28 protein-coding genes and 2 pseudogenes are annotated in these 24,777 nt (G+C 58.5%); 10 read left to right on the top strand and 20 right to left on the bottom strand.

Translation table 11 applies throughout. From position 1 onward, the window contains the following. Positions 1 to 268 precede the first annotated feature (268 nt). Genes NKJ88_RS31600 through NKJ88_RS31580 form a run of 5 tightly spaced genes read right to left on the bottom strand, consistent with a single transcriptional unit; the run spans position 269 to position 3,922 of the window. Positions 269 to 793, bottom strand: a complete 525-nt coding sequence (locus NKJ88_RS31600) for a hypothetical protein (protein ID WP_352446815.1) — start codon at positions 791 to 793, stop codon at positions 269 to 271. Positions 794 to 832: 39 nt separating this feature from the next. Beyond that, positions 833 to 2,065 (bottom strand): hypothetical protein, encoded by a 1,233-nt coding sequence (locus NKJ88_RS31595; protein ID WP_352446814.1) that lies wholly within the window; start codon positions 2,063 to 2,065, stop codon positions 833 to 835. A gap of 49 nt (positions 2,066 to 2,114) precedes the next feature. Beyond that, entirely contained in the window at positions 2,115 to 3,131 is a 1,017-nt protein-coding gene (gene sctE, locus NKJ88_RS31590; RefSeq protein WP_352446813.1) for a type III secretion system translocon subunit SseC family protein, read from the bottom strand. Beyond that, the gene (locus tag NKJ88_RS31585) at positions 3,124 to 3,651 is read right to left on the bottom strand and encodes a SycD/LcrH family type III secretion system chaperone (RefSeq protein ID WP_352446812.1); all 528 of its coding nucleotides are present in this window, start codon (positions 3,649 to 3,651) and stop codon (positions 3,124 to 3,126) included. The genes sctE and NKJ88_RS31585 overlap by 8 nt, the downstream gene beginning before the upstream one ends. A 7-nt stretch (positions 3,652 to 3,658) precedes the next feature. Then, the gene (locus NKJ88_RS31580; RefSeq protein ID WP_352446811.1) at positions 3,659 to 3,922 is read right to left on the bottom strand and encodes a hypothetical protein; all 264 of its coding nucleotides are present in this window, start codon (positions 3,920 to 3,922) and stop codon (positions 3,659 to 3,661) included. Positions 3,923 to 4,786: 864 nt separating this feature from the next. Between NKJ88_RS31580 and NKJ88_RS31575 the strand changes: the two genes are divergently transcribed. The 8 genes from NKJ88_RS31575 (at position 4,787) to NKJ88_RS31540 (ending at position 11,689) form a co-directional block, all read left to right on the top strand. Next, entirely contained in the window at positions 4,787 to 5,101 is a 315-nt protein-coding gene (locus tag NKJ88_RS31575) for a hypothetical protein (RefSeq protein ID WP_352446810.1), read from the top strand. Next, on the top strand, positions 5,098 to 5,502 hold the full coding sequence (gene sctI / locus NKJ88_RS31570) for a type III secretion system inner rod subunit SctI (protein ID WP_352446809.1): 405 nt from the start codon (positions 5,098 to 5,100) through the stop codon (positions 5,500 to 5,502). The genes NKJ88_RS31575 and sctI overlap by 4 nt, the downstream gene beginning before the upstream one ends. 29 nt (positions 5,503 to 5,531) lie before the next feature. Beyond that, the gene (gene sctJ, locus NKJ88_RS31565) at positions 5,532 to 6,284 is read left to right on the top strand and encodes a type III secretion system inner membrane ring lipoprotein SctJ (RefSeq protein WP_352446808.1); all 753 of its coding nucleotides are present in this window, start codon (positions 5,532 to 5,534) and stop codon (positions 6,282 to 6,284) included. A 50-nt stretch (positions 6,285 to 6,334) separates the two neighbouring features. Further along, positions 6,335 to 7,006, top strand: a complete 672-nt coding sequence (locus tag NKJ88_RS31560; protein ID WP_352446807.1) for a hypothetical protein — start codon at positions 6,335 to 6,337, stop codon at positions 7,004 to 7,006. Then, entirely contained in the window at positions 6,985 to 7,626 is a 642-nt protein-coding gene (locus tag NKJ88_RS31555; RefSeq protein ID WP_352446806.1) for a FliH/SctL family protein, read from the top strand. Before NKJ88_RS31560 ends, NKJ88_RS31555 begins: the two co-directional genes overlap by 22 nt. 4 nt (positions 7,627 to 7,630) lie before the next feature. Beyond that, complete coding sequence (sctN, locus tag NKJ88_RS31550) at positions 7,631 to 9,001, top strand: type III secretion system ATPase SctN (protein ID WP_352446805.1); 1,371 nt, start codon at positions 7,631 to 7,633, stop codon at positions 8,999 to 9,001. Beyond that, a complete protein-coding gene (sctO, locus tag NKJ88_RS31545) occupies positions 8,998 to 9,519 on the top strand; it encodes a type III secretion system stalk subunit SctO (RefSeq protein WP_352446804.1) in 522 nt (173 codons plus the stop codon). The genes sctN and sctO overlap by 4 nt, the downstream gene beginning before the upstream one ends. A 454-nt stretch (positions 9,520 to 9,973) precedes the next feature. Further along, entirely contained in the window at positions 9,974 to 11,689 is a 1,716-nt protein-coding gene (locus NKJ88_RS31540) for an F-box protein (RefSeq protein ID WP_352446803.1), read from the top strand. 54 nt (positions 11,690 to 11,743) lie between these two features. On the opposite strand, the gene NKJ88_RS31535 is transcribed toward NKJ88_RS31540, so the two are convergent. Further along, entirely contained in the window at positions 11,744 to 12,040 is a 297-nt protein-coding gene (locus tag NKJ88_RS31535) for a hypothetical protein (RefSeq protein WP_352446823.1), read from the bottom strand. 403 nt (positions 12,041 to 12,443) lie between these two features. Next, positions 12,444 to 12,711: pseudogene (locus NKJ88_RS31530) on the bottom strand (integrase core domain-containing protein); the annotation flags it as partial. Here NKJ88_RS31530 and NKJ88_RS31525 point away from each other — a divergent pair. Beyond that, positions 12,647 to 12,949: a hypothetical protein gene (locus NKJ88_RS31525; RefSeq protein ID WP_352446822.1), complete on the top strand. Its 303-nt coding sequence runs from the start codon at positions 12,647 to 12,649 to the stop codon at positions 12,947 to 12,949. The pseudogene NKJ88_RS31530 and the gene NKJ88_RS31525 overlap by 65 nt on opposite strands. On the opposite strand, the gene NKJ88_RS31520 is transcribed toward NKJ88_RS31525, so the two are convergent. The 12 genes from NKJ88_RS31520 to sctQ form a co-directional block, all read right to left on the bottom strand. Next, complete coding sequence (locus NKJ88_RS31520; RefSeq protein ID WP_352446802.1) at positions 12,934 to 13,167, bottom strand: EscF/YscF/HrpA family type III secretion system needle major subunit; 234 nt, start codon at positions 13,165 to 13,167, stop codon at positions 12,934 to 12,936. The two genes, NKJ88_RS31525 and NKJ88_RS31520, sit on opposite strands and share 16 nt — an antisense overlap. A gap of 13 nt (positions 13,168 to 13,180) precedes the next feature. Continuing rightward, the gene (locus NKJ88_RS31515) at positions 13,181 to 13,423 is read right to left on the bottom strand and encodes an EscE/YscE/SsaE family type III secretion system needle protein co-chaperone (protein WP_352446801.1); all 243 of its coding nucleotides are present in this window, start codon (positions 13,421 to 13,423) and stop codon (positions 13,181 to 13,183) included. Next, the gene (gene sctD, locus NKJ88_RS31510; protein ID WP_352446800.1) at positions 13,420 to 14,796 is read right to left on the bottom strand and encodes a type III secretion system inner membrane ring subunit SctD; all 1,377 of its coding nucleotides are present in this window, start codon (positions 14,794 to 14,796) and stop codon (positions 13,420 to 13,422) included. Before sctD ends, NKJ88_RS31515 begins: the two co-directional genes overlap by 4 nt. Beyond that, entirely contained in the window at positions 14,793 to 16,889 is a 2,097-nt protein-coding gene (sctV, locus tag NKJ88_RS31505; protein ID WP_352446799.1) for a type III secretion system export apparatus subunit SctV, read from the bottom strand. The genes sctD and sctV overlap by 4 nt, the downstream gene beginning before the upstream one ends. Continuing rightward, complete coding sequence (sctY, locus tag NKJ88_RS31500; protein WP_352446798.1) at positions 16,886 to 17,263, bottom strand: type III secretion apparatus assembly chaperone SctY; 378 nt, start codon at positions 17,261 to 17,263, stop codon at positions 16,886 to 16,888. Before sctY ends, sctV begins: the two co-directional genes overlap by 4 nt. 5 nt (positions 17,264 to 17,268) lie before the next feature. Continuing rightward, a complete protein-coding gene (gene sctX, locus NKJ88_RS31495; protein ID WP_352446797.1) occupies positions 17,269 to 17,700 on the bottom strand; it encodes a type III secretion apparatus assembly protein SctX in 432 nt (143 codons plus the stop codon). An 88-nt stretch (positions 17,701 to 17,788) separates the two neighbouring features. Further along, positions 17,789 to 18,358, bottom strand: coding sequence for a TyeA family type III secretion system gatekeeper subunit (locus NKJ88_RS31490; RefSeq protein WP_352446796.1), 570 nt, complete (start codon positions 18,356 to 18,358; stop codon positions 17,789 to 17,791). Between the two features lie 797 nt (positions 18,359 to 19,155). Beyond that, positions 19,156 to 19,935 carry an EscU/YscU/HrcU family type III secretion system export apparatus switch protein gene (locus tag NKJ88_RS31485; protein ID WP_352446795.1) on the bottom strand — a complete coding sequence of 260 codons (780 nt, stop codon included), beginning with the start codon at positions 19,933 to 19,935 and terminating at the stop codon, positions 19,156 to 19,158. Beyond that, on the bottom strand, positions 19,932 to 20,729 hold the full coding sequence (sctT, locus tag NKJ88_RS31480; RefSeq protein WP_352446794.1) for a type III secretion system export apparatus subunit SctT: 798 nt from the start codon (positions 20,727 to 20,729) through the stop codon (positions 19,932 to 19,934). The genes NKJ88_RS31485 and sctT overlap by 4 nt, the downstream gene beginning before the upstream one ends. Before the next feature lie 98 nt (positions 20,730 to 20,827). Then, entirely contained in the window at positions 20,828 to 21,091 is a 264-nt protein-coding gene (gene sctS / locus NKJ88_RS31475; RefSeq protein ID WP_352446793.1) for a type III secretion system export apparatus subunit SctS, read from the bottom strand. Then, positions 21,091 to 21,753 carry a type III secretion system export apparatus subunit SctR gene (gene sctR, locus NKJ88_RS31470; protein WP_352446792.1) on the bottom strand — a complete coding sequence of 221 codons (663 nt, stop codon included), beginning with the start codon at positions 21,751 to 21,753 and terminating at the stop codon, positions 21,091 to 21,093. Before sctR ends, sctS begins: the two co-directional genes overlap by 1 nt. Continuing rightward, on the bottom strand, positions 21,750 to 22,739 hold the full coding sequence (gene sctQ, locus NKJ88_RS31465) for a type III secretion system cytoplasmic ring protein SctQ (RefSeq protein WP_352446791.1): 990 nt from the start codon (positions 22,737 to 22,739) through the stop codon (positions 21,750 to 21,752). The genes sctR and sctQ overlap by 4 nt, the downstream gene beginning before the upstream one ends. 302 nt (positions 22,740 to 23,041) lie before the next feature. On the opposite strand from sctQ, the pseudogene NKJ88_RS31460 reads away from it, so the two are divergent. Then, positions 23,042 to 23,544 (top strand): annotated as a pseudogene (locus tag NKJ88_RS31460) (M20/M25/M40 family metallo-hydrolase); the annotation flags it as partial. Between the two features lie 46 nt (positions 23,545 to 23,590). On the opposite strand, the gene NKJ88_RS31455 reads toward NKJ88_RS31460, so the two are convergent. Next, the coding region (locus NKJ88_RS31455; RefSeq protein WP_352446790.1) for an IS256 family transposase at positions 23,591 to 24,777 on the bottom strand (1,187 nt) is incomplete at its 5' end.

The raw sequence follows: 24,777 nt of genomic DNA, 5'->3' as shown, positions 1-24,777 counted from the left end.
TTCGAAGCCTTTAGTCTGTGGTCCGCGAGTTTCTCGCAGAGACGTGGAGGCAGACGGGACGGAGGACGGTGAGTTCAGCAAAATCCCGCGCTCGGCAATTGTACCACTGCCGGAGCACCCCTCCAGAGGGGACAGTAAACAGGGAAGACAGAGCATTGCCCTGCCCGCGACAGCGACCCGAGCACCCCTCAGGTAATCCACTAAAAAGGCCATTGAATTCGCGGACCTTGTTGATCATCCTGTCTCAAATCGACCACGTATCCGCTCTTTACCTGATATTTCCCAGGATGATCTCCTTGGCTTTGCCATCCTTGGCCAATAAATTGGTCGCGAGTTCAACGCAGTGATTCACCTTGTCCATCAAGGATTGCAGGCGAATCAACGCCATCTGCGACTCGCTGTTCACGGTATCAACGCGCCCTTTGAGATTGGAGATGGCGGAATCGAATTCCGACTGAACACCGGCGGTATCGTTTTTGTTCTGCTCAATAGCGATGCCGTTCGCGAGCATCCACTGGTGGACGTTCTGGGTGTTGCCCTGCGCGTCCACAAACGTGCCATAACCTTGAACTTTCTTGTCGTCGGCGGGCCGGTTGGCGCGCAGCGCGGCCAAAGCGGAGTTCGCGTTCTTCAGCCAGTCGTTCCGCTTCTGCATGTCGTCGAATTCGTCTCTAACTTGATCCTGGAGATTATTATATCGCTCTACTTGGAGCTGCAGTGCCAACGCGGCCAACCCGCCCGATTCCCCGGGAATATTGGAATACGTCAGAGCTGGGATGCTTACGTCCGACATTCTCATACCTTTCGCGCGCAGGTTAAACTGTCCAAACTCTCACCCCATGTTGGCAATTTTGCTCCGCGTCTCTGCATCCGCGCGTCTCACTTCCGAAAGCGTTTCCAAAATACCCTGGATCATCCTTTCATATGCCGACTTGTATTCGGTTTCATCCTCGGCGCGAGAGCGTATCTCGGTGTCCTCAGCGTCCAGCTTCGCCTTTTTCGCCTGCTCAATCGTTGCTCCCATGTTTGAGCCGGCACCTGCGATCTTGCCAACCTCGGACATGCCCGTAGCGACGCCGCTCCAAGTCATCGTCGTTGTATGGGCGGCTTGCTGGGCTCTATAGATCCCAGTCAGGTCAACGCTGGGCGGCTGGCCACCCTGTGGGAGTGTCTCGGGGTCCAGCTTAGGAGCCGCCTTGCCAAGGTCGTGGGGGCGGCTGGGGACCGTGTGGGAGTGTCTCTGGGGCCGGTTTAGGAGCCGCCTTGCCAAGGTCGTGAGGCGGCTGGCCACCCTGTGGGAGAGTCTCGGGGCACAGCTTAGGAGCCGCCTTGCCAAGGTCGGGGGCGGCTGGCCACCTTCTGGGAGTGTGTCGGCCAGCTTAGGAGCCGCCTTGGCAAGGTCGGAGGCCGGCTGGCTACCCTCTGGGATGTCGGGGTCCGGCTTAGTAGCCGGGTTGACCGGGACGCGATGCGGCTGGCTCCCTTCTGGGATGTCGAGATCCGGCTTAGTACCCGGCCTGGCCATTTCGGCCTGAAAGCTCGTCTTGCCATTCTGGGCCTTCCAAGCACCGACCTCAGCATCGAACCGTGCCTGCGCTTTGCCCGCGCCCTTGAAGCTGACCCCCGCACCGGCTATTGCCAAAGCGGAGGTTAGGAGTGCGCCGATAAGCTGCCATGACCCAGAAGCGCGAAGTGCCTTGGCAGCGGCGTTCTGCGCCGCGATATCGCAATCACGTGAAACCTGCCTGTCCAATCTCGCACTATCACGGAGCTGCAGATTGAGGCTGTGCAGCAAGGCGCCAACTGCATATATATCAACTGAGGCGAGCCGTGCTCCCACAGCAGTTTCGGCATCATCGGCGTGAAAGTCGACGTGTGCGAGCGTTGGCGCGCCCGCCGATGCCAACTTGGAGGGACGGGCGAGCGTTGAAACGACTTCCCCGTTCGTAGTGCCAATGCCATTAGACGTCCCGGACATAACCACCAAGGGCCGATGTTCCTGCAAGGCATTGTCCGACAGACGATCGCCGACAATTCGGTTCGTTTGGATGAAGGTGTCTAGCATGAATACGCTCCTGACGTTCGGATATGGATTGGACAGCTAGAATCGCTCGTCAGCCGATATGCCGTGTGACAATTGACGCGGATCGACTCTGTTCATCGATGGCATCGACAACTCTTTGCGTCATTGTGTTCATGCTGAGAACCAATTTTTGGATGCGCGCGATCTCGTCCCCTTGAAGCGTCGCCAGCGTGGCGAGGAATTGCCTGATGTCCAACGTCTCTGCCCGGGCGTCCGTCGCCTGCTTCTGCAGGACTCCGGTGATGAGCCCTGCCTCCGCCCCGGCTCCCACAGCAATGGCTTCGCCCGATTTAGCCACTGTCGCAAGATGCTGACTTGCCTTGGCAATCTTCATTACCTTGTCGATCTGGCTATTGATCTTCGCGGCAATGCTCGTGGTCGCGTTCAGCCCACCAGACGCCGCACTGGCACCGAAGGTGGCCAGTGAACAAGCAATGACGATGGAAACCGTGATGATACCGGCGCAAAGCTCAGCCCGATCCTGTGCCATCCCTCGGTCTTTAACGAGGCTTTTCACAATGGCCTGCGTCATCTTATCCATGACACCCGTCTCGGTCAGGGTCGCCGTGGCGATTGCCACTGCTGCGGCAGAAAAGGCGAGAAGCCCGCCGGTGGCTACTGCCGCTACCGCGGTCAGCGCGACCGCGATCCACCCAAATATCCTCATGGCATTCGAACTCTTTTTCGCTTCCTTCACCTTCTCCGCCGCGTCGGAAATTTTTCGAGCTATTTTCTCATTCTGCTGCTTCTGCAGTTCACCCCAATGCCGTACATCCTCCATACCCGCGGCAGCCTGGGCGTTGGCCATCTTTATCTTGAGCGATAGAAATTTCTCGACCAGTTGCATCGCATCGAAGGCCCGTGGTGGGGGTAGCGTTGGCACCCCATCCGACGCCAGAGCGCCGCCCGAGACTGGCGGTAACGCAAGTTCAGCGCCCGATTTGCTAAAACCAGCGATAAGATTGCTGGTGGGTGCGTCGACCTGAGTCAGCATCCCGGCTTTTAATCTCAGTCCACCGGTCGCTTCTGCCATGTTCACGTTAGGCATCGCAGCCTCCTTGAGAATCAACTTCAGGCCTAAGCCGACGTAGCATCAGCAACGCCCGCTGAACCAAATCCCTATGCTCAGCTTTGCCGCTGCTAAGCGCCAACACGCTCTCAAGGGCGCTCACAGCTGCCGCCGGCTGATTTATCTTGATCAGACATTTCGCAGCACGAAGCGGGATCTGCGGATCCTCGTCATTCAGCAGCGCAGCCAGTCCGTAGGCACGCACGGCATTTGCTGAATCGCCCAACATCTGACTGGCAGCACCGAACCCGAACCAAAATCTCGGGTCGATGTACCGATGCATGCAAAGAAACCGAAAGAAGTTCAGCGCGTCGGAGTATCTACCGGCAGAATAGAAACGATGGCCGAGCGCGTAGACTGCCTCAAGCTCGTCATCCGTCATCCCTATAACAGCCGCCAAATCCGTTCGCCCTGCGATCAGCTCTTCCGTAAGCCGCGCCAGCCGTCCAGCCGCAATGGCGCCAACTTTTCCACCGGCCGGCTCCTCTAGCTTGTGCATGGCCGCCTTAGACCATCTGCCGTATCAGCTTGACGCGCGATCCACGTATCGGCAGTTGATCAGACGTGAGCGCCGCCTGCCGCTCACGAGTGTAAGCTTGCCGAAAACTCTCGTCACGAGCTCCTGAATTGGCCTCGCCGGTGATCGCATAATCGCCTAAGAGCTCAGCTTGCCTAGCGAGCTGTTCGCGACTTTCTTTCAAGGTGCTCTCCACCTGCGCGGTCGTTTGCCGCGCACTCGCCATCGTCTCATCGAGATCTTTGCTATCCATTCGTTACCCCGAGGAATGGCAGGCTTGCTCCAATGAACATGGAGGTCGCGGGCGAAGTTCGAGCTCTGGAGAGCAGCGACTGCCTGATGGTCGATGCCGACGGCCGATTCCATCCCTCCATGGCGGTCCTAGCACCGTCGACGCTGAGCTCAACGCGCTTCACACCCATGATCAGGCGGGCGGATGATCTGCACGCCTCAGCAAGCACCCCAAAGCCACTGACACGACACGGTCTACCGATGTTTGCGTCAAGCCTACAATTCGTTTGGCTCAAGGCGAGAATTTTACCCGCAACGACTTGTTGCTTGCGGCTCATGCTGATGAACTCCCAATCAACCCGGAAAGTGATACTGTCATAGCCGGATTTACGTTGAGCCGGTAATATCGTGTCGATATGTGCTCATCATCAGACGCAATGATGTCGAAGCAGCCCGATGAGCAATGACGAACATGCTCTCCGTTAAGCCCTCATATGTGGCGAGTATGGATGCATATCATCTTTGTATTTGTGCCTGGCCCTATGTCGAACAACATTGGCGGTGAGCTCTTCCGCCCATGCGTAGGGAAAAGCCTTTGTCGAAGTGACCGCCGCGTAGATTGCCGTCCCCTGATGCAAGTTAAGACTGGAACCAATGCCTGCCGGCGCGAAGCGATTTGAAAAAGCTGCGGGCGTCCTAGAATCGGTCCGTAGCTCGATGGCATTGTTGCCGGAAATGACGCTCAAATCGGCCAGAGAAAGGGAATTCGATAACGATGTCTCCTTCGTGTACATCCGGCTCATCGGGGAGTCGCACTGAGATCGGGTTCGGCTTTCGGCGGCATCTTGCCGAGGCGGCATTCCTGGCTTGCATTTCGAATGACGTGGTGCGGGCCAGACGTATTGCGAAAGGACTTAATGCCATTGCGCCGGGCGGTAGGGAGTCCGTCATCGCTTACGCCGTGGCGGATTTGACGGCGGGAGATATCGAGGCAGCGTTGGAAAAGCTGCGTCCGCTTTCGGATATGAATGACGCGTATGGGATGACATTTAAGGCTCTGGCTCTCCATCTTGCCGGACGGCTCAGCCAGCGTGATGCCGTGCTCAAGCGGGTTCCGGGCGGAGATCCCGACGTCGATGGACTCGTTATGGCGATTGGCAAGAGCTCGGTCGGATTTTCAGCAGAGAGGGACATCCGGTGAGCGTGAACAGTATCAGTCCAGGGGCACTGAGGCCTGTTTTGCCAACGGAGAGTGCATTCGTTTCGATAATTTCGGCTGAACCCATTGACCCCGTTCGTGCCGCATCCGTCCGGCCCGAGTTGTCGCTACAGCACGACAGGTCAGCGACCGAGGTGGCGCGCGGATCTGACGTCGTCCGCCCACCGGGAGACGCCATCCTCAGTAGCATGGAAAAGCTAAGCGCCAGCTTTACCCAAGCCATAGAAGCGACTGCGGCGGACATGAAACCGGGAGAAATCCACTCAGCTGATTGGCTGAACGCACAGCTCGCGATATCAGCTTTGTCCCTACAGTGCGACATGCTGGCCAAGGTGGTCGGCAAGGCCACACAAAGCCTCGAGACTTTTCTGAAAAACCAATGATCTACGCTGGGGCGCGGGTGAGGTCTGTATTGAAGCGGCTGGCGCCAATCCCCTTGGTGTTCATGATAGTGAGCTGCGGATCAAAGCTCGAACTTTACCGCAATCTTCCGGCGCAAGAAGCGAACGAAATGCTCGCACTGCTTATGAAGCAAGGCATCCCTGCCGAAAAAACGACAGACAGCAGCGGCACTGCCTCGTTGTCAGTGGATACTAAGGATGTTCCCCCTGCTATGGAAGTTTTGAAGGGCGCCGGACTACCTCACGACGTCTATGCCGATATGGGCAGTCTTTTCAAAAAAGAAGGTATGATCTCATCGCCGACAGAGGAGCGTGTGCGATACATTTACGGGATCACACAGGAGTTGTCGCGGACCCTGACTAGCATCGATGGCGTACTCAGTGCCCGGGTCCATGTGGTGTTGCCGCAAGAGATGAGCGACGATCGAAAGCCGCCCTTCCCGTCGAGCGCTGCTGTGCTTGTCCGTTACGCACCCAGCACCACCGTGGATAAGATAGTGCCAAAAATCAAGGAGCTCGTCGCAAACAGCTTGGAGGGCCTGTCCTATGAAAGAGTCTCCGTCATCCTGCTAGCGGCGAGTCAGGACAATGATCTACTGCGTTCTGTCGATAAGACGGCCGTCCTCACGAGACGAGACAAAGACGCACGCCATCTACTGGTCGGGCTCCTATGCGGCATAGCGGTATCGGTTATCGGCAATGGCGTCCTCGCGTTCCTGCTGTGGCGTCGCTTCCGTCAGACATCCGCCATAGCGACTCAATGAGATCAACCGGATCGAACAATTAAACATGGATCGCGGGGACATCAGCAGCGATGTCGGATGAATGGCTTGATGCACCGTGGGCGAAGGCGGTGATGTGCTGCATTGCCGATCCTGCCGCTGATCTCGACTTCACAAGGGCGCATGGTTGGCCAGAATGGATGCCGCTGGACGTCGCTCTGACGGAACCATTCACCCGTGTTAAGCTTGGGCGCTGGTTCCTTCGTGGCCAAAGTGACCAACCGTCAGCGATTATCGCCGCTGGCGCCGCGCGACGAAGCCGGCTCGCGTTCCTCCCGGGACAGGACGCCGTGCGCCTCATGCGACTAGCCGGCGCCTGGGTGGGGGCGTCCGGCCTTACAGGACTTATTCGGACGAGCGATATCGCGGTGGTTCGCGCCGCGCTTGGAGAGGAAGCCGTTGCATTCGCCCCGCAGGCCGCACTCCTGCCGCGACCGACTGCCGAACTAATGTCGGCGATCGGTGCTAGTGACATTCCGTCTGCGCCCGGTTCATTGCTTCACTGCGGCGCCGCGATGTTCGGTCTTGCCATTGGCCCCATTCCGCCAATGCTGCGGACTCGGCTAGGCTTGCGCCGTCCCGCGCCAATCTGGGCGGTGGCGGTGGATGCCTGTCGTGACGACAATGCTGGCGAGGACGCATTTAATGCGATGCTGCGCCTGGTCCGTAAGAGGATACCTACATGGTCGTATTGGTTCAACTGACACCAGCATCGGCCGGCATACTCGGCCCTGGGCGAATTTTGCCGGCTGCGAGCGCACAGGCGGTGGTCGACGCTGAGCAACTGCTTATGCAGGCACGGCACGAAGCCGATGCGCTCGTCGAGGCGGCGCGTGTATCCGCCCGATCGATCGAGGCGGACGCCAAGGAGGCCGGCTTGGCTTCGGCACAAGCGACAATCGAGGCCCGCCTGGCCGCGATCGCTACGGATTCCCTGCGGATTATGGCGCAAAAAGAAGAGCAGATCGTCAACATGGGCCTGCAGATCGCACGCCGGATCATCGAAACTGTTGAGCCAGTGGAGGCGGCGGTGCAGATTGCTTTGCGCGGTCTGAAATTCGTGGGCCACAAATCCCTGGTCCGGCTACGCGTGGCACCGTCGCTCCTCGAGGCGGTCCGCAGCCGATTAGACGAGATCCTCCCCGCGCCGACCTCGCGCGCGGTGGTCGATCTGATTGCCGACGCGCGTGTAAATGATGCGGGATGCATTATCGAGACCGATGCCGGACTGATCGAAGCCACCATCGAGAGCCAGCTTGCGGCGATCGAGAACTGCCTGCGTAGCAGTGCCACGTCAAAGCATACTAATGTTCCAAAAGCCTAAATCAATGTCGGAGCCAGCCGAGCCGGCGAACGCGGTTATTCCCGCACAGCACGAGAACATCGATCGTTTTTTCCAGTTCGCAAGTTCAGCGATTGCGCAGGCGACGACAATGCGCGTGCGCGGCCGTGTCCTTGAAATCGTTGGAACCGTCATCCGTGCCACGGCGCCGGGCGCTCGCATTGGCGACCTTTGCACTCTGCGCAATCCGGAGAACGACTTGCAATTATCGGCGGAGGTCGTCGGCGTTCAGTGCGATGTCGCCATTCTGACACCGCTCGGGGAAATGCAGGGCCTCTCCACGCTCACTGAAGTGATCCCAACGGGAAAGCCCCTCATGGTGCCGACCGGCTGGAACCTGCTCGGCCGCGTGCTCGACGGTTTCGGCCGACCTCTGGACGCATCCACCAATGGGCCCTTGCTTCCGGAAGCCCGCGTGCCTGTCTACAGGGACGCACCGGATCCCTTATCCCGGCGAATCATCGGCAATGTCCTTCCTGTCGGCATACGGGCGATCGATGGTCTTCTAACGTGCGGCGAGGGGCAGCGCACAGGCATCTTTGCCGCTGCGGGAGGAGGTAAGAGTACACTGATGTCGATGCTGGTGCGTGGCGCGGCGGTCGACGTGGCTGTGATAGCGCTGATCGGCGAGCGAGGGCGGGAGGTGCAGGAGTTGATCGAATACAATCTTGGTGCAGAAGCGCTATCGAGAGTAGTTGTTGTCGTTGCCAGTTCCGATCGCTCCGCAGCGGAACGGTCCAAAGCCGCCTATGTCGCGACGGCCATAGCCGAATGGTACCGCGACCAAGGACAGCGTGTGCTGCTTCTCATGGATTCGGTCACCCGTTTCGCGCGTGCGCTGAGGGAGATTGGTCTCGCGGCCGGCGAGCCGCCGACACGTCGTGGTTTCCCGCCATCAGTATTCGCTTCACTGCCGAGGCTTTTCGAACGCGCGGGGAACAATCACCGCGGATCCATAACGGCCTTTTACACTGTGCTTGTGGAGGGCGATGATATGGCCGAACCGGTGGCTGATGAAACCCGATCCATCCTCGACGGCCACATTGTGCTCTCACGCGCGTTGGCAAGGTCGAACCACTATCCCGCTATCGACATACTGGGGAGTATCAGCCGGGTCATGAGCGCGATCGTGTCCTCGGATCATGAATGGTTGGCGGGCCGCCTGCGGCAGCTGATGGCAAAATACGACGAGGTCGAACTGTTGTTACGTGTCGGCGAGTACAAGGAAGGAGCCGATCCGCTCGCTGATGCAGCGATCGTCAAAATAGACCACATACGAAGCTTCTTGCGACAGTCGACAAAGGAGCAGATCGGCTTCGATGCAATGCTCGATGCCCTCACGGCCTGCTTGGCATGATTAATAAAGCCGTACATCGCATTCTTGAGCTCAAGCAACTGCGGCGCCGCCGCGCTGAAGATGCGTTGCGCCTGCGGCACAAGGCTCTCGGCAATGCTGTCGCGGCAGTCGGAACGGCTCTGATAGATCTTCGCAGATGGCAGGAAGACCTGCCCCGCCGCGAAGCCGCGCTGTATGATTCGGTAATCGGGAAAGCCGCCCCTCTCATTGATCTTGACGAGGTGAACGCGCAGGCGGTCTCGCTGCGTCAACATGAACAGCTGCTCCAAAAGCGCCTCGATGAGACCAGAGGAGAGGCCGACCTAAGTCGGGAGGCACGTGAGGACGCGCACAGAGTGGCACGTGAGGCATGGCGCGAGGTTAGCAAATTCGAGGATCTCGTTCGAGCCTTGCGCACCAACGCCAAACTGGAGGAAGAACGCTCAGCGGATTTGGAATTGGAGGAGTTCGCTCAGCGCCGCAACAGTTTGGGTAGCAAACAAGACAACAATCTGTCGGTGAAACTGCATGGAATGTGAGCGTCCGTCCGTTTTCAATGATTCGGGGGCCACGTTTTCGCTAATCGCTGAGAACGATTTAGTGGTCTGAGAGCCTGAGGGTGCTGGCGGAGCGCTGAGATCAATGTCGATCGTTTGAAGCGGCACGTGTTTTGCGGGAAACCATTTTGATGATGAAGACGATCCGACACATCGGGCTGACTCGGAATTTGCAAATGCAGGTTGTTTCTAGCGGTTCGAAATTCGCCACCATCAGTGCACGCCGATGTTGGTCAAGTGATTGGGGGGCGTTGAGTTGGCGGCTTTCATCCGGTCCCCTTCGACAGGCAGCTCACCTAGGCCGTAGGATCTTGTCCGATCGAGCAATTCGCGGGCTCCACCCTGGGGAGGCCAGCGACCTTCTGCCCGATATTTGATGATTCCGCTGAGCGATACTCACGATGATCTCATTCAGTTTTAGCCGTAGGAGGTGAATTTGAGGGGCATTGAGGAGCGTGGCAAGGCGCCCATCTCAACGTTTAACGCCATCGAGGGTGATATCACGGACGATTCTTCCGTCGGACCGGCGGCTGGCGTTGAAGGACCAGGTCAATCATCCTGTTCTGTGGTGGGGCAGACGCGCTCTGAGCCTCAAGCGTCAAGCGATTCCTCCTCTGTCAGCAGACAGCGCACCAGCAGTGTCCTTCATCTGCCGCTGGAGATTCTCGGTAACATTGCTGAGCGGCTCAGCCCGATCGATGTGCTGAGCATGTCGCACACAAATCAACAGCTGCGTGTCGCCGCCATGATCGCGACGCCTCAAGAAGGGCGTCAAAGGGCTATCCGGGTTCAGGCCATATGGAACCGGCTGACGCAACTCGGCCTGCAGCCCCCGGTGTATCCTGGCGTGATCCAATCACTCGCGCGCGACTTCAATTGCCTCACCAGAGTGCAGCAGGAGCACCTCGCCGCGCTAGTCGAGGGGGTTGAGGACTTCGGCGTGCGCAACGCGATCCTGGACGATATTGGACCAGGCTTGGCAGGACTTGCGCCCGACATCCAGCAGCGCCTAGTGGCGCTTGCCGAGGGACTTCACCCGTCCTGGGCACGTACCTCGGCCCTGCAGGCCCTCGGAACAGGCGTAGGAGGTCTTGCGCCCGAGCTCCAGGAGCGTATGGTGGCCCTCGTCGAGGCACTTGACGACCCCGCGCAACACGCCGCAGCCCTGTACGGCCTCGGAGCGGGTGTCGCTGGGCTTGCCCCCGAGCTCCAGCACCGTCTCGTCGTGCTCGTCGAGGCACTTGACGACCCTGAAGATCGCACTGAGGGCCTATTGGGCTTCGGACCAGGCTTGGCAGCGCTTGCACCCGCGCTGCAGCAGCGCCTCGTCGTCCTAGCCGAGGGACTTGGCGACCCTGTGCAACGCGCCGCAACGCTGGAGGGGCTCGGAGCAGGTGCGGCAGGTCTGGTCCCGGCGCTCCAGCAGCGTCTCATCGTCCTCGCCGAGGGGCTCAACCGGCCCCACCATCGCGCATTGGCCCTGCAGGGATTAGCGGCGGGCGTGGCAGGGCTTGCTCCCGCCCTCCAGCGACGTCTTGTCGCCCTCGCCGAGGGCCTTGCTGTCTCCGTAAATCGCGGCCCGGCCCTGAGGGTCCTCGGAGCAAGGGTGGCAGGACTTGAGCCCGCGCTCCAGCACCGTATCGTCGTCCTCGCCGAGGGGCTCGACCAGCCCGCCGATCGCGCCTCTGCCTTGGAGGGCCTCGGAGAGGGTATGGCAGGGCTTGCCCCCGATCTTCAGCGGCGTCTCGTCGCCCTCGCCGAGAGGCTCCGCCGGTCCGGGGATCGCGGCTTTGCCCTGAGAGGCCTCGGAGGGGGTGTGGCAGTGCTTGCACCCGACCTCCAACAGCGTCTTGTCGTCCTCGCCGAGGGGCTCCGACGGTCCAGACACCGCATCGAAGCGTTATGGGGCTTCGGAGAGGGCATGGCAGGGCTTGCCCCCGAGCTCCAGCAGCGTATCGTTGTCCTCGCCGAGGGGCTCGACCCCGACCCGCCCGCAGATCTCGTATCGGCTGTGCAAGCCCTCGCGGCAGGCATCGCGGGGCTTGCGCCCGAGCTACAACAGCGCATCGTTGAAATTGCCGCCGGGATTGCCGAGCCGCGGTATCGGCTTCGCGCCTTGATAGCACTATTTTTAGCTCTGCACTTGAGATAGCCCGTAATCAGGGAGTTTAGCCTCTCTACCAGGCCCGTGAGGATTTCGAACTGCTCAGAAGAAAACGACCAGCCCGCTGTCGAGCGCCGATCCGTCCGGCGCTCTGAACTGCCGATAGGGGGCAACACGGTTCTGAACCATGGAACCGGCAATCGTTGCTACGACGAATGGGCTTTGCGGGTGAGATTGATGACCAAAAGGAAAAAACGACTTGGAGCCGTGCATCGGATCTGACGTCGGAATTCCAAGGCAGCAGTCCGAACAGCGGCCTCCGGATTCAACGTTTTGACAAGCGCCGGGAAGCGTGCCCTTGGCCGACATCGCGAAGTCATCGAGCAGGATGGCGACCACGCCGCATGCGGTCAGGATAGGCCCGACATAAAGATGCGCTTAGCGCGTTCGTAGATGGTCGGCGCAGCGAACTCATGTCGAGCATGGAAAGCGCCCGCACCTGCAACGCGATGCCGAACAGTATCGGCACAACTGCAACGAAGTCGTGCCTCCCATGGCATGTGGTTAGCAGCCCAATGCGTGACGAAGCCGAGCGAAAAGGCAAGCAAGATCCCCACGACGGTGACTGTACCGTTGCGAAAAATCGTTTCGATTAGCTCTTCCTTCGGAATCGTTCTCGACCAAGCGCCCTCCCCACGATCACCGATAGCAGTTCTTTGCGGAAATCGCGATGCACACCTTCCCTCGTCGATTGGAAATGCTGAGAAAAACGCGCCATGCCGCCGGACCTGCCACAGAAGTTTCATCCAGTGGCGATCAGAGCCTCTTGTTGCCCCGCGCCATCGGAATTGAGGAAGGAGATCGGGGCCTTTTGCCCGATCGCCCCATGCGGGTGCACCTCGTTGCAGTATCTGCGTCAATCCTCCAATTTTTGGCGGCACCGGCACGGGCCAGGAACCAAGGGGCGGTCAGGCACTCCGCCTTGAAGCGGCCGTTGAAGCTTCGATGTCGGCCTTGTCGGTTGGCTTTCCCGGTCTGCTGAAGCCGAGCGTCACGCCTTTCGCTGAAGCCTTCGAGGTCGCGGGCGCGGGCGTAGTGTCGTATCCGGCTGCATTTGCTGCCTCCATTGAGCGTTGTGAAAGCGCATGCACGAGCACGTCACCCGCAATCGCTCCCGACCTCGCTGAGGCGATCCTGCGCTCTATGCACACGGGTGCCACAGCGCGCTGCCAAAACAGCATGCTGGCTTGCAGGGTGCTTCGAAATGAACTGCTGGAATCTGGCGAAGATGTTCAGCTGATTTTCTGAGACACCCCCCTCAGGGCGTCATAAAGCAACTTTATCATGCCGGACTCCAAATTAAGGCTGAGGCTCCATTGCTGACTGATAGATTGAAGCTTAACAAGATCGGACGCGTTGTTTGGGTCCATGGACTTCATGAAGCTGTTAAGATTTCTTTCTGCTGCAGCAGTGGAATTTCCAAGGCTGTTACTTAGATATTGGTTCTGACCGTGAATAATTTCCATCTCTATCTCCAAGTTAGCGGCGTTTGTTTATCGGTATAGCTTCCCATGTCGCGTTGATCACCTCTTTCGCCGCATCTATCGCGTCCACAATGGCTGCCAAGACTTCAAATTCCTGCCTTAAAACGCCACCGTCCATTTCACGCTTCAACGATTGCCGGCAGGCGTCGAATTCCCTTTCCAGGGCGGATCTCCTTGCACCGTCGAAGTCACTTAGCAGCTGCCTTTGCAGCTCAAACTGGGCCATGATTTCGCTCACCCTTTCTCCTCCGCTATCCAACTCGGCGTGCTCTGATAAGGAACATGCACCTCATCCGTGCCGAGGCGCACAAAAACTCCGGCTCGATCGATGGCAACGATTCGGCCCAAGGTCTCGAGACTGTCGCCCACCTTAAAGCGCGTTCCATTCTCAACGACGATGAACGGGGTTCGGCCGAGGTGTACACCTCTCAGCGCCGGCAGTAAGACCGGCGTGAACTGCGTCTCAAGCTGGATGTAGGGCGCGAACTTCTGCTGAAAGCGGGAAGCGACGTGCTCCCACGCTTCAAAAGCAATCGCAGTCAGAGCGCCCGAAACGAGCACGCCGTCTGCCTTCGCCAAGATGTGAGTGGAGCGACGGAGTTGGGCCGTCATCGCGGTCTCCAGAAAAGCGCGAGCGCATTCGGGTGTCACGATGGCGTTTTCAACTTCACCTAGCCCTGGAATATCTTCCCGCAGGCGATGAAACGCCGCCTCGACCTTCGCATCGCTGGGTCCATATCCTGTGATTGTGATGTGTCCGGCGCCGATCACCCGAACGCCACCTTCGATTCCGAAGCCGCGTATGACCGTCGTTACTAGATCGATGAGCTGCGAATCCGACATAGTGGTGGGTTGTTTGCGTAACACTTCCGCTTCAACGTCGGCGTTGCTCAAGGCGGCTTTCAGCTTAGCATCGTCTCCATGTCGTAGGTCTCCTGCGATGACCGGTTTGTCACCAACGGGGATGATGTTGACGAGGTTTGATTCGCGAACGATATCCGGCTCTGCCCTCATCGGGTCAGCGTCCGCAGCCGCTTCCAAGGCGGAGGGGGGGACTGGTCCTATTGCCGTCCAAACTCCGACAGCCGGCGCAATCAGGAGAGCGCAAGCCACCGCGCCGAGCCGCCATCGCCGCGTTGCCGAACCTCCCATTAGATGTATCTGCCGGCCGCCCAGAGCCGACGCCAGTTCGGGACGGGAGGAACGATGGGCCGGTCCATCCGGCTCCCTGCTTCGCACTACGGGGTCGATCTCGGGAAAGCTGCTCCGGGTCGGGCCGATCGCAAAGATCGTCCGCCCAACCTGCACTGGCGTCAGCGGTTCGAGCACTGTCCAGTGGTCTATTGGGAGATCTTTGGCACCGATGCGCACACCCGGCGCGAGGGCAATAATATGGATGCGCCCTTGCTCGACGCTAATGCGAAGATGTGCAGCGGCCAGTCCCGGGTCAGCGAAGGTGAGGTCATCGGTATCACTCGCGCCGATCGACCAGACTCCCTCCTCCAGTGAAGTCTCTGCATTCCGGTTGGGACCAGACAGCACGCGTAAGACCAGCTGGGCATCATCGCCGGTGCCAGTAACGGTAACGCTTTCCACATCCGGTTCGCTCACGGCAGCGATATCCTTGCCAGCGGCTGTACCGAGATGTCGGGAGTAAGCTCCTGATAGGAAAGCACGGGTAGCGCACGAAGATCGACTTCGACGATCTTGCGTAAGTATCGGCGGATATCGATAGAAGTCAGCAGCACGGGCTGATGAGACTGCTGGCCAACATTGCCCACCGCCTCCCGCACCTTATCAATGATTTGCCTGGTTGTGCCAGGGTCGAGGGCGAGATAACTACCAGCCGACGTCTGCCGGATGGCATTACGCACCGTGTCTTCCACCTCGGGCGCAAGAATGTAGGCTGGCAACAAATTCCTGCCGGCCGAATGCCGGAAACAGATTTGCCTTTTTAGTGCACAGCGCACATGCTCGGTGAGCAGAACAGTGTCTTTTTCCTTCTGTCCCCATTCGACCAGTGCGGTGGCAATAGTGCGCATGTTGCGCAGCGAGACCTCCTCGGAGACCAGTCGCTTCAAGATCTCAGAAATCGTATGCAGAGGAACGGTCCGCAGCACCTCTTTTACGAGTTCCGGGAACGATGCCTCCACGTTATTCAGTAGAATTTTTGTTTCCTGGATCCCGATAAACTCATCTGCTTGCCGGCGCAAAACATGACCAATGTGGTAGCTGAGTATCTGAACCGGTTCCAAAAATGGGATACCGGCGGCTTGCAACGACTGGCGATGTGCGACGTCGACCCAGGTGGTCTCGATCTGAGGCAGGAAGGGCGTATCGAGAAGATATGGAATACCCACGATGTCGAGGTTCTCGGGGAGATCACGAGCCAGAAGGTACTGCGCTCGTAGCGATCCTTCACCACATGGAATTTCATTGACCATGATAGTGTACATGCCATCCTTGTTATTGTCGTTGACACGCAGATTGATGGGGGGAAAGGGAACACCGAGGTCGAGGAGGAGCGCCTGTCGCACGGCCGCCAACTCCTTGTTTAGCGAGTCCGGCCGGATGATGCCCTGAACGTCGCGACTAATGTCGATCATCACGGGGATCGTGAGCATGATGGCATCGCCGCCTTCGCCCCTTCGTTCAGCCGGCTCGTCCGGCGCCGTCTGGAGCGCCCTCATGCCGCCCATTGAGTAGGAACTCACTGACGGCGCTGAAGGCGCACGCCTGCGCTGCAACAACCAGCCGCCGCCTCCCGCCAGTACTGCCAAGATTACGAAAATCGTCGAAGGAAAACCAGGTACCAAGGAGAACAGAAGTAGGATAAAGGATCCAGCGATCAGTGCACGTGGCTGGGCAGTTACCTCGGCTCCAATTTCGGTGCCGAGATCTGAGCCCTTATCCTTGTCGCTTATCCTCGTGACGATGAAGCCTGCCGAGATTGAGGTGAAGAGAGCCGGAATCTGACTGACGAGGCCGTCCCCGATGGTGAGGATGGTGTAAATCTCAAACGCTTCGTGAAAGCCCATGCCCTTTTGCAGGGCACCGATTGCGATGCCGCCCATGATGTTGACGACGATACTGATCAAGCCTGCGATTGCGTCGCCTTTGACGAACTTCATGGCTCCGTCCATGGCCGCGTACAACTGGCTCTCGCGCTCGACGGCGACGCGGCGCCGACGTGCTTCTTGGATATCGATGCCGCCCGCGCGCAGATCGCCGTCAATGCTCATCTGCTTGCCCGGCATTGCATCCAGCGAGAAGCGTGCTGCGACTTCAGCCACGCGCTCGGACCCTTTCGTGATGACCACGAACTGCACGATGGTGATGATCAAGAAGGTAACCGCACCCACTACGAGATTCCCAGCCACTACGAAATCGCCGAAAGTCTTGATGATCTGTCCGGCATCTGTGTGCAGTAAGATCATGCGTGTCGCAGCGATGCCGAGCGACAACCGAAAGAGCGTTGTCAGCAAAAGCACCGACGGAAAGGAGACGAACGCAAGGGGTGACCTAATGTAGACTGCGACCATCAGCAGGAGTGCGGAGATTCCAAGGCTGACAGCCTGCAGCACATCCATCAGAACCGGCGGCAGCGGAATAATCATCATGAAGATGATCGCAATTAACAGCCCCGCCAGAATAATATCATTCCGGCCAGTCGCAACAGCCAGGACTCCCTTGAGAAATTTCACACTGCCCTCTCCCACGACCCACCCGGCACGGCCGCCTGCGTCAGCAGTATTGCGATCATCCGCTGACAGGCTCTCGCCTCGGACCTGAGGCCGAGTTTCCAACAGGCCTTGGCCCGCACCTGCATCACCCGGAATCGGTCCTTGCCATCCAGTGCATGCACAAGCAGCCGGCCGGCCTCGGCAGCGGCCTCTTCGCAGTGCCCCGCTCGCAGCAACGCCAGACAGTGTGCCTGTCGTGCCCAACCTGATCCGGAGTCGAGATGGTCGAGGGCGAGCAGAAGCTTGGCTGCATTGTGAAAATAGCCAAACTTCAGGTAGAGATACGCAAGCACCGATAGCGCATCGCGCTTGTCGGAACTGATGAGAGGCTTCATCAGCATTATCCTTGCATCAGAGCGCGGCAGGCGTTGTCGAAAAGAAAACGGTCGGCTAGCGCCTGATCGAGTACCGAGAGCGCGTCGCGGAACACCGCGCAATCTGAGTCCCGCGTCTGTGCGGCCAGATCGGCCAGCGATGCATGTGCGGCCTTGAGGGTCGCGGCGTATGTCGGAGAATCGAGAACCCCGGGATTTGCGATCGAGGGAGCGAAGGCGGCCATCATCAGGTCGTCGACGGTGGGGTCGTGGTATAGCAGATCGAATTGCAACGCCGGCTGAGTATCGACTACCGGTGCGCGAACAACATCCAGCAGCGGCACCACCAGTTCTGTTGGGATCAGGCCACCAACGTCGAGGCGCGTTCGCCGCAGTTCCGCCGGCCCACTCGCAGTCGGATTTGAATAGTTCAAGCTATCAAAGTCGGTGTTATTCATGGATCACTGCGCTGTGGCATCAACAGCGTTAATGGGGCGTTTGCGGTGGAAATTCCTCGCCGAGCAAAAAGCTTGAACTGCTTCGCGCTCATGCACTCTCTTCCTGTTCAATGCGGAAATCCATTGCTGCCTCTACCGCCTGCAATGTCTTTATTCGAGCCTCCAAGTTGCGGTAGGCCCCTACCGGAATCATCGCGAGAAGATTTCGAGATTCGCGCAACACGGCAATCTGCAAATCCAATCGAACGGAAGAGATTCCAAACCGTTCCGGAATGGCAATGATCTTGGATGGACTAGGAACGGCATCTTCCACGAGCGGCAATAACTGCCGCATCACGGCGGCAGGGGTAATGTCGATCATACTTCGACGCTGTATCCGATTGACCATCTTTTCGCAGCACTCGTGAACGGTATCGAGCCCCCGCAACGCCGATAATCCGCCGAGGATCTCACGCAGCCGAGCAGGCTCGACCGACGGACTAGCCGAAGCGATTTCCTGGCCGAGCGTACGCGTAAGAAAGGCGACATGCCTTGAGAAGCCCTCCGTTCCAAACTTATTGAGTATCTCGCTATAAAGGCGGAGCAGTCCTGGGTCGCAGGAGACCGTGGCCCGATAACAATCATGCAGCTCTGCACCGTCGCTCTGATTACCCGCCACTTGCGCTCTTCCCTTTGCCTGCACAGTTTCGGTGCGCCATGGGCCCACGTGGACCGGGATCTGCTCGAATCGCCACCAGATCAGAACAACCTCGAAGCGGCGGCTTCGAATACGCCTGTCCCATCATGCATCGCTCTGGCTCCGTGCGCTCTGGCGAGGGACTGATCGAGCGGCCGGCCAACCCCTTTCCATCTGGATTCCGGCGGCAGTTTACTGTCGGGGTACGCACCCGCTAGGGGCAGACTTGCCTTCAAGGTGGTGCGAGGCTGCGTAGATCCAGTATTACTACCATCCAGGTTCGTGCTCGCTCCCATGGTAGCTACATCTGGGCAACACGCGATCGAGCCGAACGTCTCCGGTTGGCTGGTGCGGCAAACAAATCGTCCATAAGCTTGTTATAAACCTCATTGTATGAGCCACAAATATTAATTCGTTATGTGTGCATATAACACAGATATGGGCCACCCTGCGGAGTGGCCTGTAGCAGCCGAAAACTTCTGTCTTCGGCACAGCTTGAACAGAGATTTACGCGACCGATCGCGGCTTCGGTTGCGAGCTTACCAAGCGCTTGTAGAACCCCCGCGAGGCTTGATAAAACTGATGGAATAGACTGGTCTACTTGTCCGTCTTTCAGTAGCGCGCGCTAGCGGAATGTTTCGCACCACCGGCACATCGGTAGCCACCCTGCGCGGATCATGTGCCGCGGTGAGATCCCGTACTGATGGCACCTACCAGAGTAAGGGCATGTGCTGCCGATCGTAAGTAAACCGCCAGGGCAACATCCGTCGGATTCGTGATCAAGACGGTCGCTCTGCGCGAGTGGCCGGAATAGCCTTTGCGAGCAACTCCATATGTAGCTGTTTGCGTTTTGCTATGGCCAAGGGGTCGCCGTTAGTCTCTTTGTATTCCCGCTTCACCTCATCCTTCGACATCATGTTTTTCTTCGTGAATTGCCAACGCTGGAATGCGAAGTGTGCAATTGCCACCATAAGAGAACTCAACGCGGTATAGACGGCAATACCGAGGAGCAGGTTACCTGTCACCGACCTTAGGCAGGATATGCCGCAACTCGGCGTCCAGACGAGTGCCTGCATACCTTCGCGCAACACGAGCAGAAGAACAGAGCCGAGTAACAGAATTTTTCCAATCGAGTTGCCCAACTCAATGAAGCTCCCCAGTGAAACAATCCTCCTGACGTTCTCACTGGGACTGAGCCTCTTGAGCGTCGGCGCGGCCGCTTTGGGCGCGAACATCGGGCCATTCTGTAGGACGTTAGCGCCCATGCCGATCACCAGAACGATGCCAACGAAGGGCGCGAGCAAACGTTCTAGCTCGGCAACATAGGACCGCAGAAGCCTGTGAGTGACGCTCAGGAGGTCCCCTTCGAGAAGTGGTATAGGCAACAGGATCATTGCCTCGAGCCGGTCTATCATGCCGGACAAGGAGACAAAGAATAGGGCGAAAAATGTGGTGATCAGTGCGGCGGATGCGACTTCATTGCTCCGCGCCACCTGTCCCTTCCTGCGCAGGTCGCGCAACCTTTTGGGAGTAGGCTTTTCGTTCTTTTGGCCGCTCATGGCAACCATGTGGCGATTAAGTTGAGTATCGCGAACTGTGATGGCGCGTATTGATCGGCCTCGGCAAGAACGATGGTGAGCGAAAGGATCAAGAGCAAGAGGGCCACCGCACTTTTAACCGACATGGCGATGAAGAAGACCTGCAGTTGTGGTGCGAAGCGGCCGATCAATGCCAGACCCATCTCGCTGAGGAACATAGCAACGATGGCTGGGCCGGCGAGAAGTAAAGTCAGTAGCATGAGGACATCTGCGAGATGCAGAACCCCCGTAGCGAATGCCGGACCGAACGCAGGCTGCAAGCTCCAGAGAGGCCAGACCTCAAGGGAGCGATAGAGCATTTTGATCAATTCGGAGAAGCCCCCGGTTGCAAACAGTGATGTGACGAAGAGCTGCGCCAGCAGCGTTCCAAGTGGCGAGACTTGATTGCCACTGGCCGGATTCAAAAGGCTCACCATCGCGGCGCCCCTCTGGTTGTCAATGAAGATGCCCGCTGCCTCAACACCCCAGACGGTCACGGCAATCGGCATGCCGAGTACGATCCCGAGCAAGAGTTCCTTCAGCCCCAAGCCCAGGAACATCTGCAGATGCCAGATTTCGAGGTTCGCAGGCCTAGTTGCCCAAGCATGCGCCATCACCGGGAGGCTCAGTGCCATGATGACGCCGTTCCGCGCCAGTCCGGTCACAATGCCGCGCCCCAAAATGGGTATAATCAGCATCATCCCCGCAGTACGCGTGGTTGCAAGCGCAAACACGACAACGGCATTATGCAAGAGAGACGGATCAAGTGGCGACATGGGGCGGATCAGATAAGTTGATCGAGAGCGGCTCGGTGGAATAGCGCTCATACTTACCGCGCCAGATATCAGACCGATTGAGCATCTCCATTTTGCACCTACATCGCTGCTATGGTGTCGAACACGTTCAGCGTATACTGATACAGTTCCCCACTGATCCAGCTCCCAGTTGCCAGCAGAATCAGGCTCACGCATATCAATTTCACCGCGAAGGGAAGCGTCTGCTCATGAACTTGGATTAGGGCCTGCACCACGCTGACAATCAGCCCGACCGCTGTAGCGACGACGATCGTGGGCATCGACAGAACCAGAGTCAGTTTCAGCGCGTCAACGGCGAGAGTGGCGAGAGCGGCCGTACTCATCACGATGGTCCCGCATAGGACAGAACCAGTCCGTGGATCAGGCGCTGCCATCCGTTCACAGCGACGAACAAGAACAGCTTGAAGGGCAGAGAGATTGTCATCGGCGAAACCATCATCATCCCCATCGCCAGAAGGATATTTGAAATGAGGAGGTCTATGACAATAAAAGGCAGGAATAGTAAGAACCCTATCTTAAACGCCTCCGCCAATTCGGATGTGATGAATGCCGGGATCAAAATCATAAAATCGCTATCAGTAACAGCATTCGCGTCTTCTTCCCCCCATAGTTCACGGGTGGCATTGGCGAAGAAGTGTCGTTCCTGCCGCGACGTGTTCTTCAGGAGAAAATCGCGAAATGGCTGTATAACTAACGGTATCGTTTCGCCGAGCCCACGGAGATCTTCGAACGCGATGTCCTTGTCCCGCACTGCTTCATATGCGTTCTTGGCCGCTGGCTGCATGATATAGACGGAGAGCAGGATGGCGACCGCATTCAGTGCCATGTTCGGCGGAATGTTCTGAACGCCGAGAGCATTTCGGATCAGGCCTAACACGACCACGAGCTTGACATATGACGTGACGGTTATCGCAAAAAATGGGACGACCGCGAGCGCCCCTATCAAGACGATCATGGCAACGGGATCAGGCAACCCGGTGTTCATGGCTCGCCGCGTTGTAGGCGCATGTCTATGACACGCACGCCTGTTCGATCGGCGATGCGCACCAACTCGCCCGCAGCGACCACCCGGCCATTGACTCGCAAAGCGACATTGGTCGTTGCGTCGAAACCGAGATCTAGTACCTGGCCCACAGCGAGTTCACGAAGCTGCCTGAATGACATAGTCAGACGTCCGACATCCACATCGACCGGTAGGTCGATGCTGTCGAAGATTTCGGGAGGGAGAGGATCTGGTTTATCCATCATGTGGTCCACTACTGAAAGGACTGCAAGGCGGCCATCCATGATCGCGGCGCGAAACCGTAAATAGCCTGAGAGGCACAGTAGAACTGTCATCGCGCCGTCATGAGCGACCGGTGAGGCGTCGAGCAGGATGACGTCACCCGGCGCGAGTGCCTGTAGTTCCGCAAAGGTGAGGGTCACCCGAGCCACCCTCAGATCAAGAGAGAAAGCCAGATCGTCGAGGACTGTGCACACGACCGGCAGCGCATCGCAGCAGCAGTCGGTGACCCATTCGAGCCCGCCGGCACCGAATTCTACGAGTCCGAGGAGTTTGTTTGGACCCTCCAAGCGAACAAGCCCAATTGCGTAAGGAAGCACTCCGTTGATCTCGGACGACGACCAGATGGGCCGCTCACCGCACCATCGTTCCACCTGAACCGCTATATCGCGCAGGACGATGTCAAACAAAATTTCCCGCAAGCCATCATCCAGTGGCAGCGTCGTCATGTCTGGCCAATGTCTGACCGCTCTGGACGGAAGGAGAGTCGGGTCGATCGAGACGCGGAAATCGTGGCCGTTTATGCGTATCATAAACTGGCGGCAATCCACCGGAACCCGCGGTGGTGTCGAATCAGGCATGACGGCTGCCACGTCGATGCCGGTGAGGCTGAAAGCAGCCGGCAAGCGGGCTGCAAGAAGTGAAACGGCGGCGGCTTCACGCGAACTATAGCAAGGAAGATCGATCACGTGCCTTCTCGGCTACTCATTCACGAGCCAGTAAGCTGTCCAATGACTCGATCGGTTCGGACAGGCTGTTGATGCAAATCATCGGGTTCCAGAGAGACCATCCGCTTGATGGCTGAGCTTTCGTTTACAATCAATCTACTCAACGCGGTTTGGACGCAAATACCGTGTCGATATTGGACCATCTGCTTTCGTTATGAATGAGCTCTAACGTACATTCACGCATTCACCCACAGCGATCTTGATAGTCAGTCGTCAATCAGAAACAAAAAGCGCAGCAAGGCCGGCTCGATGCCTTCGCCCGGATTGGCGCGGCACCAGCCGGTGGCGTAAACCGACAGCCGTTCAGCATTGAGGATCGCGGCGCCCGGCGCCTGTTGGCGGAATTGGCGCTCGAGCGCGGCTTCGCCGTTTTCCAGGACGCCATGGCAAACCTTTCATCCGCCGCGAGGGCACGGATGCCACCCTGCCGCCGCTGCTGATCGGCAGCCACCTCGACAGCCAGCCGACCGGCGGGCGCTTAGATGGAGCGCTCGGCACGCTTTCCGCCTTCGAGGCGCTCGAAGCGCTGGAGGACGCGAGGGCTGAGACTCGGATGCCGATCGAGGTCGTCGCCTGGGCCAATGAAGAGGGCAGCCGGTTTACGCCGGGTGTCATGGGCTCCATGGCCTTTACCGGAGCCGACATTTCCGCATGGCGGTCCATAGTCGGTAGCGACGGTGCGTCCCTCGCAGAGGAGCTCGGGGCAACGATCTCAGCCTTGCCAGAGGCAACCCTTCGCCCCCTCGGCATGCCGACATCCGGCTACAGGTTGTGTGCGTCAAGTTCTGCAAAATGGGCGATCATGAAACTGGTCATGCGGCTTGGCGTAGAGCGAGCTTCTTGTGCTCGCGCAGATCATCGATGTTGATATAGCGGTTGGCCTCCATCCAGTTTTCGTTGGTTTCGACGGCCAGCGCCCTGACCAGGCGCAGGCAGCTTTCGGCGTTCGGGAAGATGCGCACGACATAGGTGCGCCGGCGGATTTCCTCGTTGAGCCGTTCAAGCATGTTGGTGGACTTGAGGTGCTTGTGATGCTGACGCGGCAGCCGGAAGAAAGTCAGCGTCTGTTCTATGGCTTCTTCCGCCCAGGTGGCCAGCCGCGGGTAGCGGGCGGACCATTTGGACAGCCACGCGGCGAGATCGGCCTTGGCCTCGGCGAGATCGCGCCGGTCGCAGAGCCAGCGCATTTCCTGCAGACAATCGTCGCCGTGCTTCCTGGGCAGGTGATCGAGCGCGTTCCTGAGGAAGTGGACGTAGCGCTGCCATGCTGCTTCCGGGATCACCTCGCCGATCGCCGCGACCAGGCCGGCATGGTCGTCGGACACGGCCAGTTCGACGCCCTTGAGACCGCGTCGTTTCAAGCCGACGAGGAAGTCCTTCCAGGCCGAGCGGCTCTCGCGATTGGCCATCTCCACGGCCAGGATCTGCCGGCGCCCGTGCCAGTCGATGCCGACCGCGATCAGCACCGCCTGGCTCATCACGATGCCGGCTTCGCGCACTTTCTCGTAGCGGGCATCGAGAATGAGGTAGGGGAATGGCTCCTGAAGCGGTCGTTCGGCAAACGCCTTCAGGCTCTCGTCCAAGCGCTTGTTGATGGCCGAGATCGACGAAGCCGAGAACGCATGACCGCACAGCTCTTCCGTGATCGCCTTGACCTTGCGGGTCGACACGCCCTGCACATACATCTCCGCAAGCGTCGCAACCAAGGCCCGCTCCGAACGCTGGTAGCGCTCGAACAGCTCGGTGGAGAAGTGACCCGCCCGGTCCTGTGGAACCCGCAGCTCAAGCTTGCCCACCCGGGTGACCAGGGTACGGCCGTAATAGCCCGAGCGATAGCCAAGCCGTTCGGGCGTGCGTTCGCCCTTCGAAGCACCCAGCGCCTCCTCCATCTCGGCCTCGAGAACCTCCTGCATTACCGCACGGATCACTTCGTGCAGCCCCTCCGGGTTCGAAAGCAAAATGTCTTTGACGGCAGCGCTGGTCGATTTACCTTCTGTCT

The organism is Mesorhizobium sp. M0016 (assembly GCF_040324035.1).
In the GTDB taxonomy this organism is placed as follows: Bacteria; Pseudomonadota; Alphaproteobacteria; order Rhizobiales; family Rhizobiaceae; genus Mesorhizobium.
The sequence above is the reverse complement of the archived record's forward strand: the minus strand, read 5'-3'. Positions and strand labels throughout refer to the sequence as shown.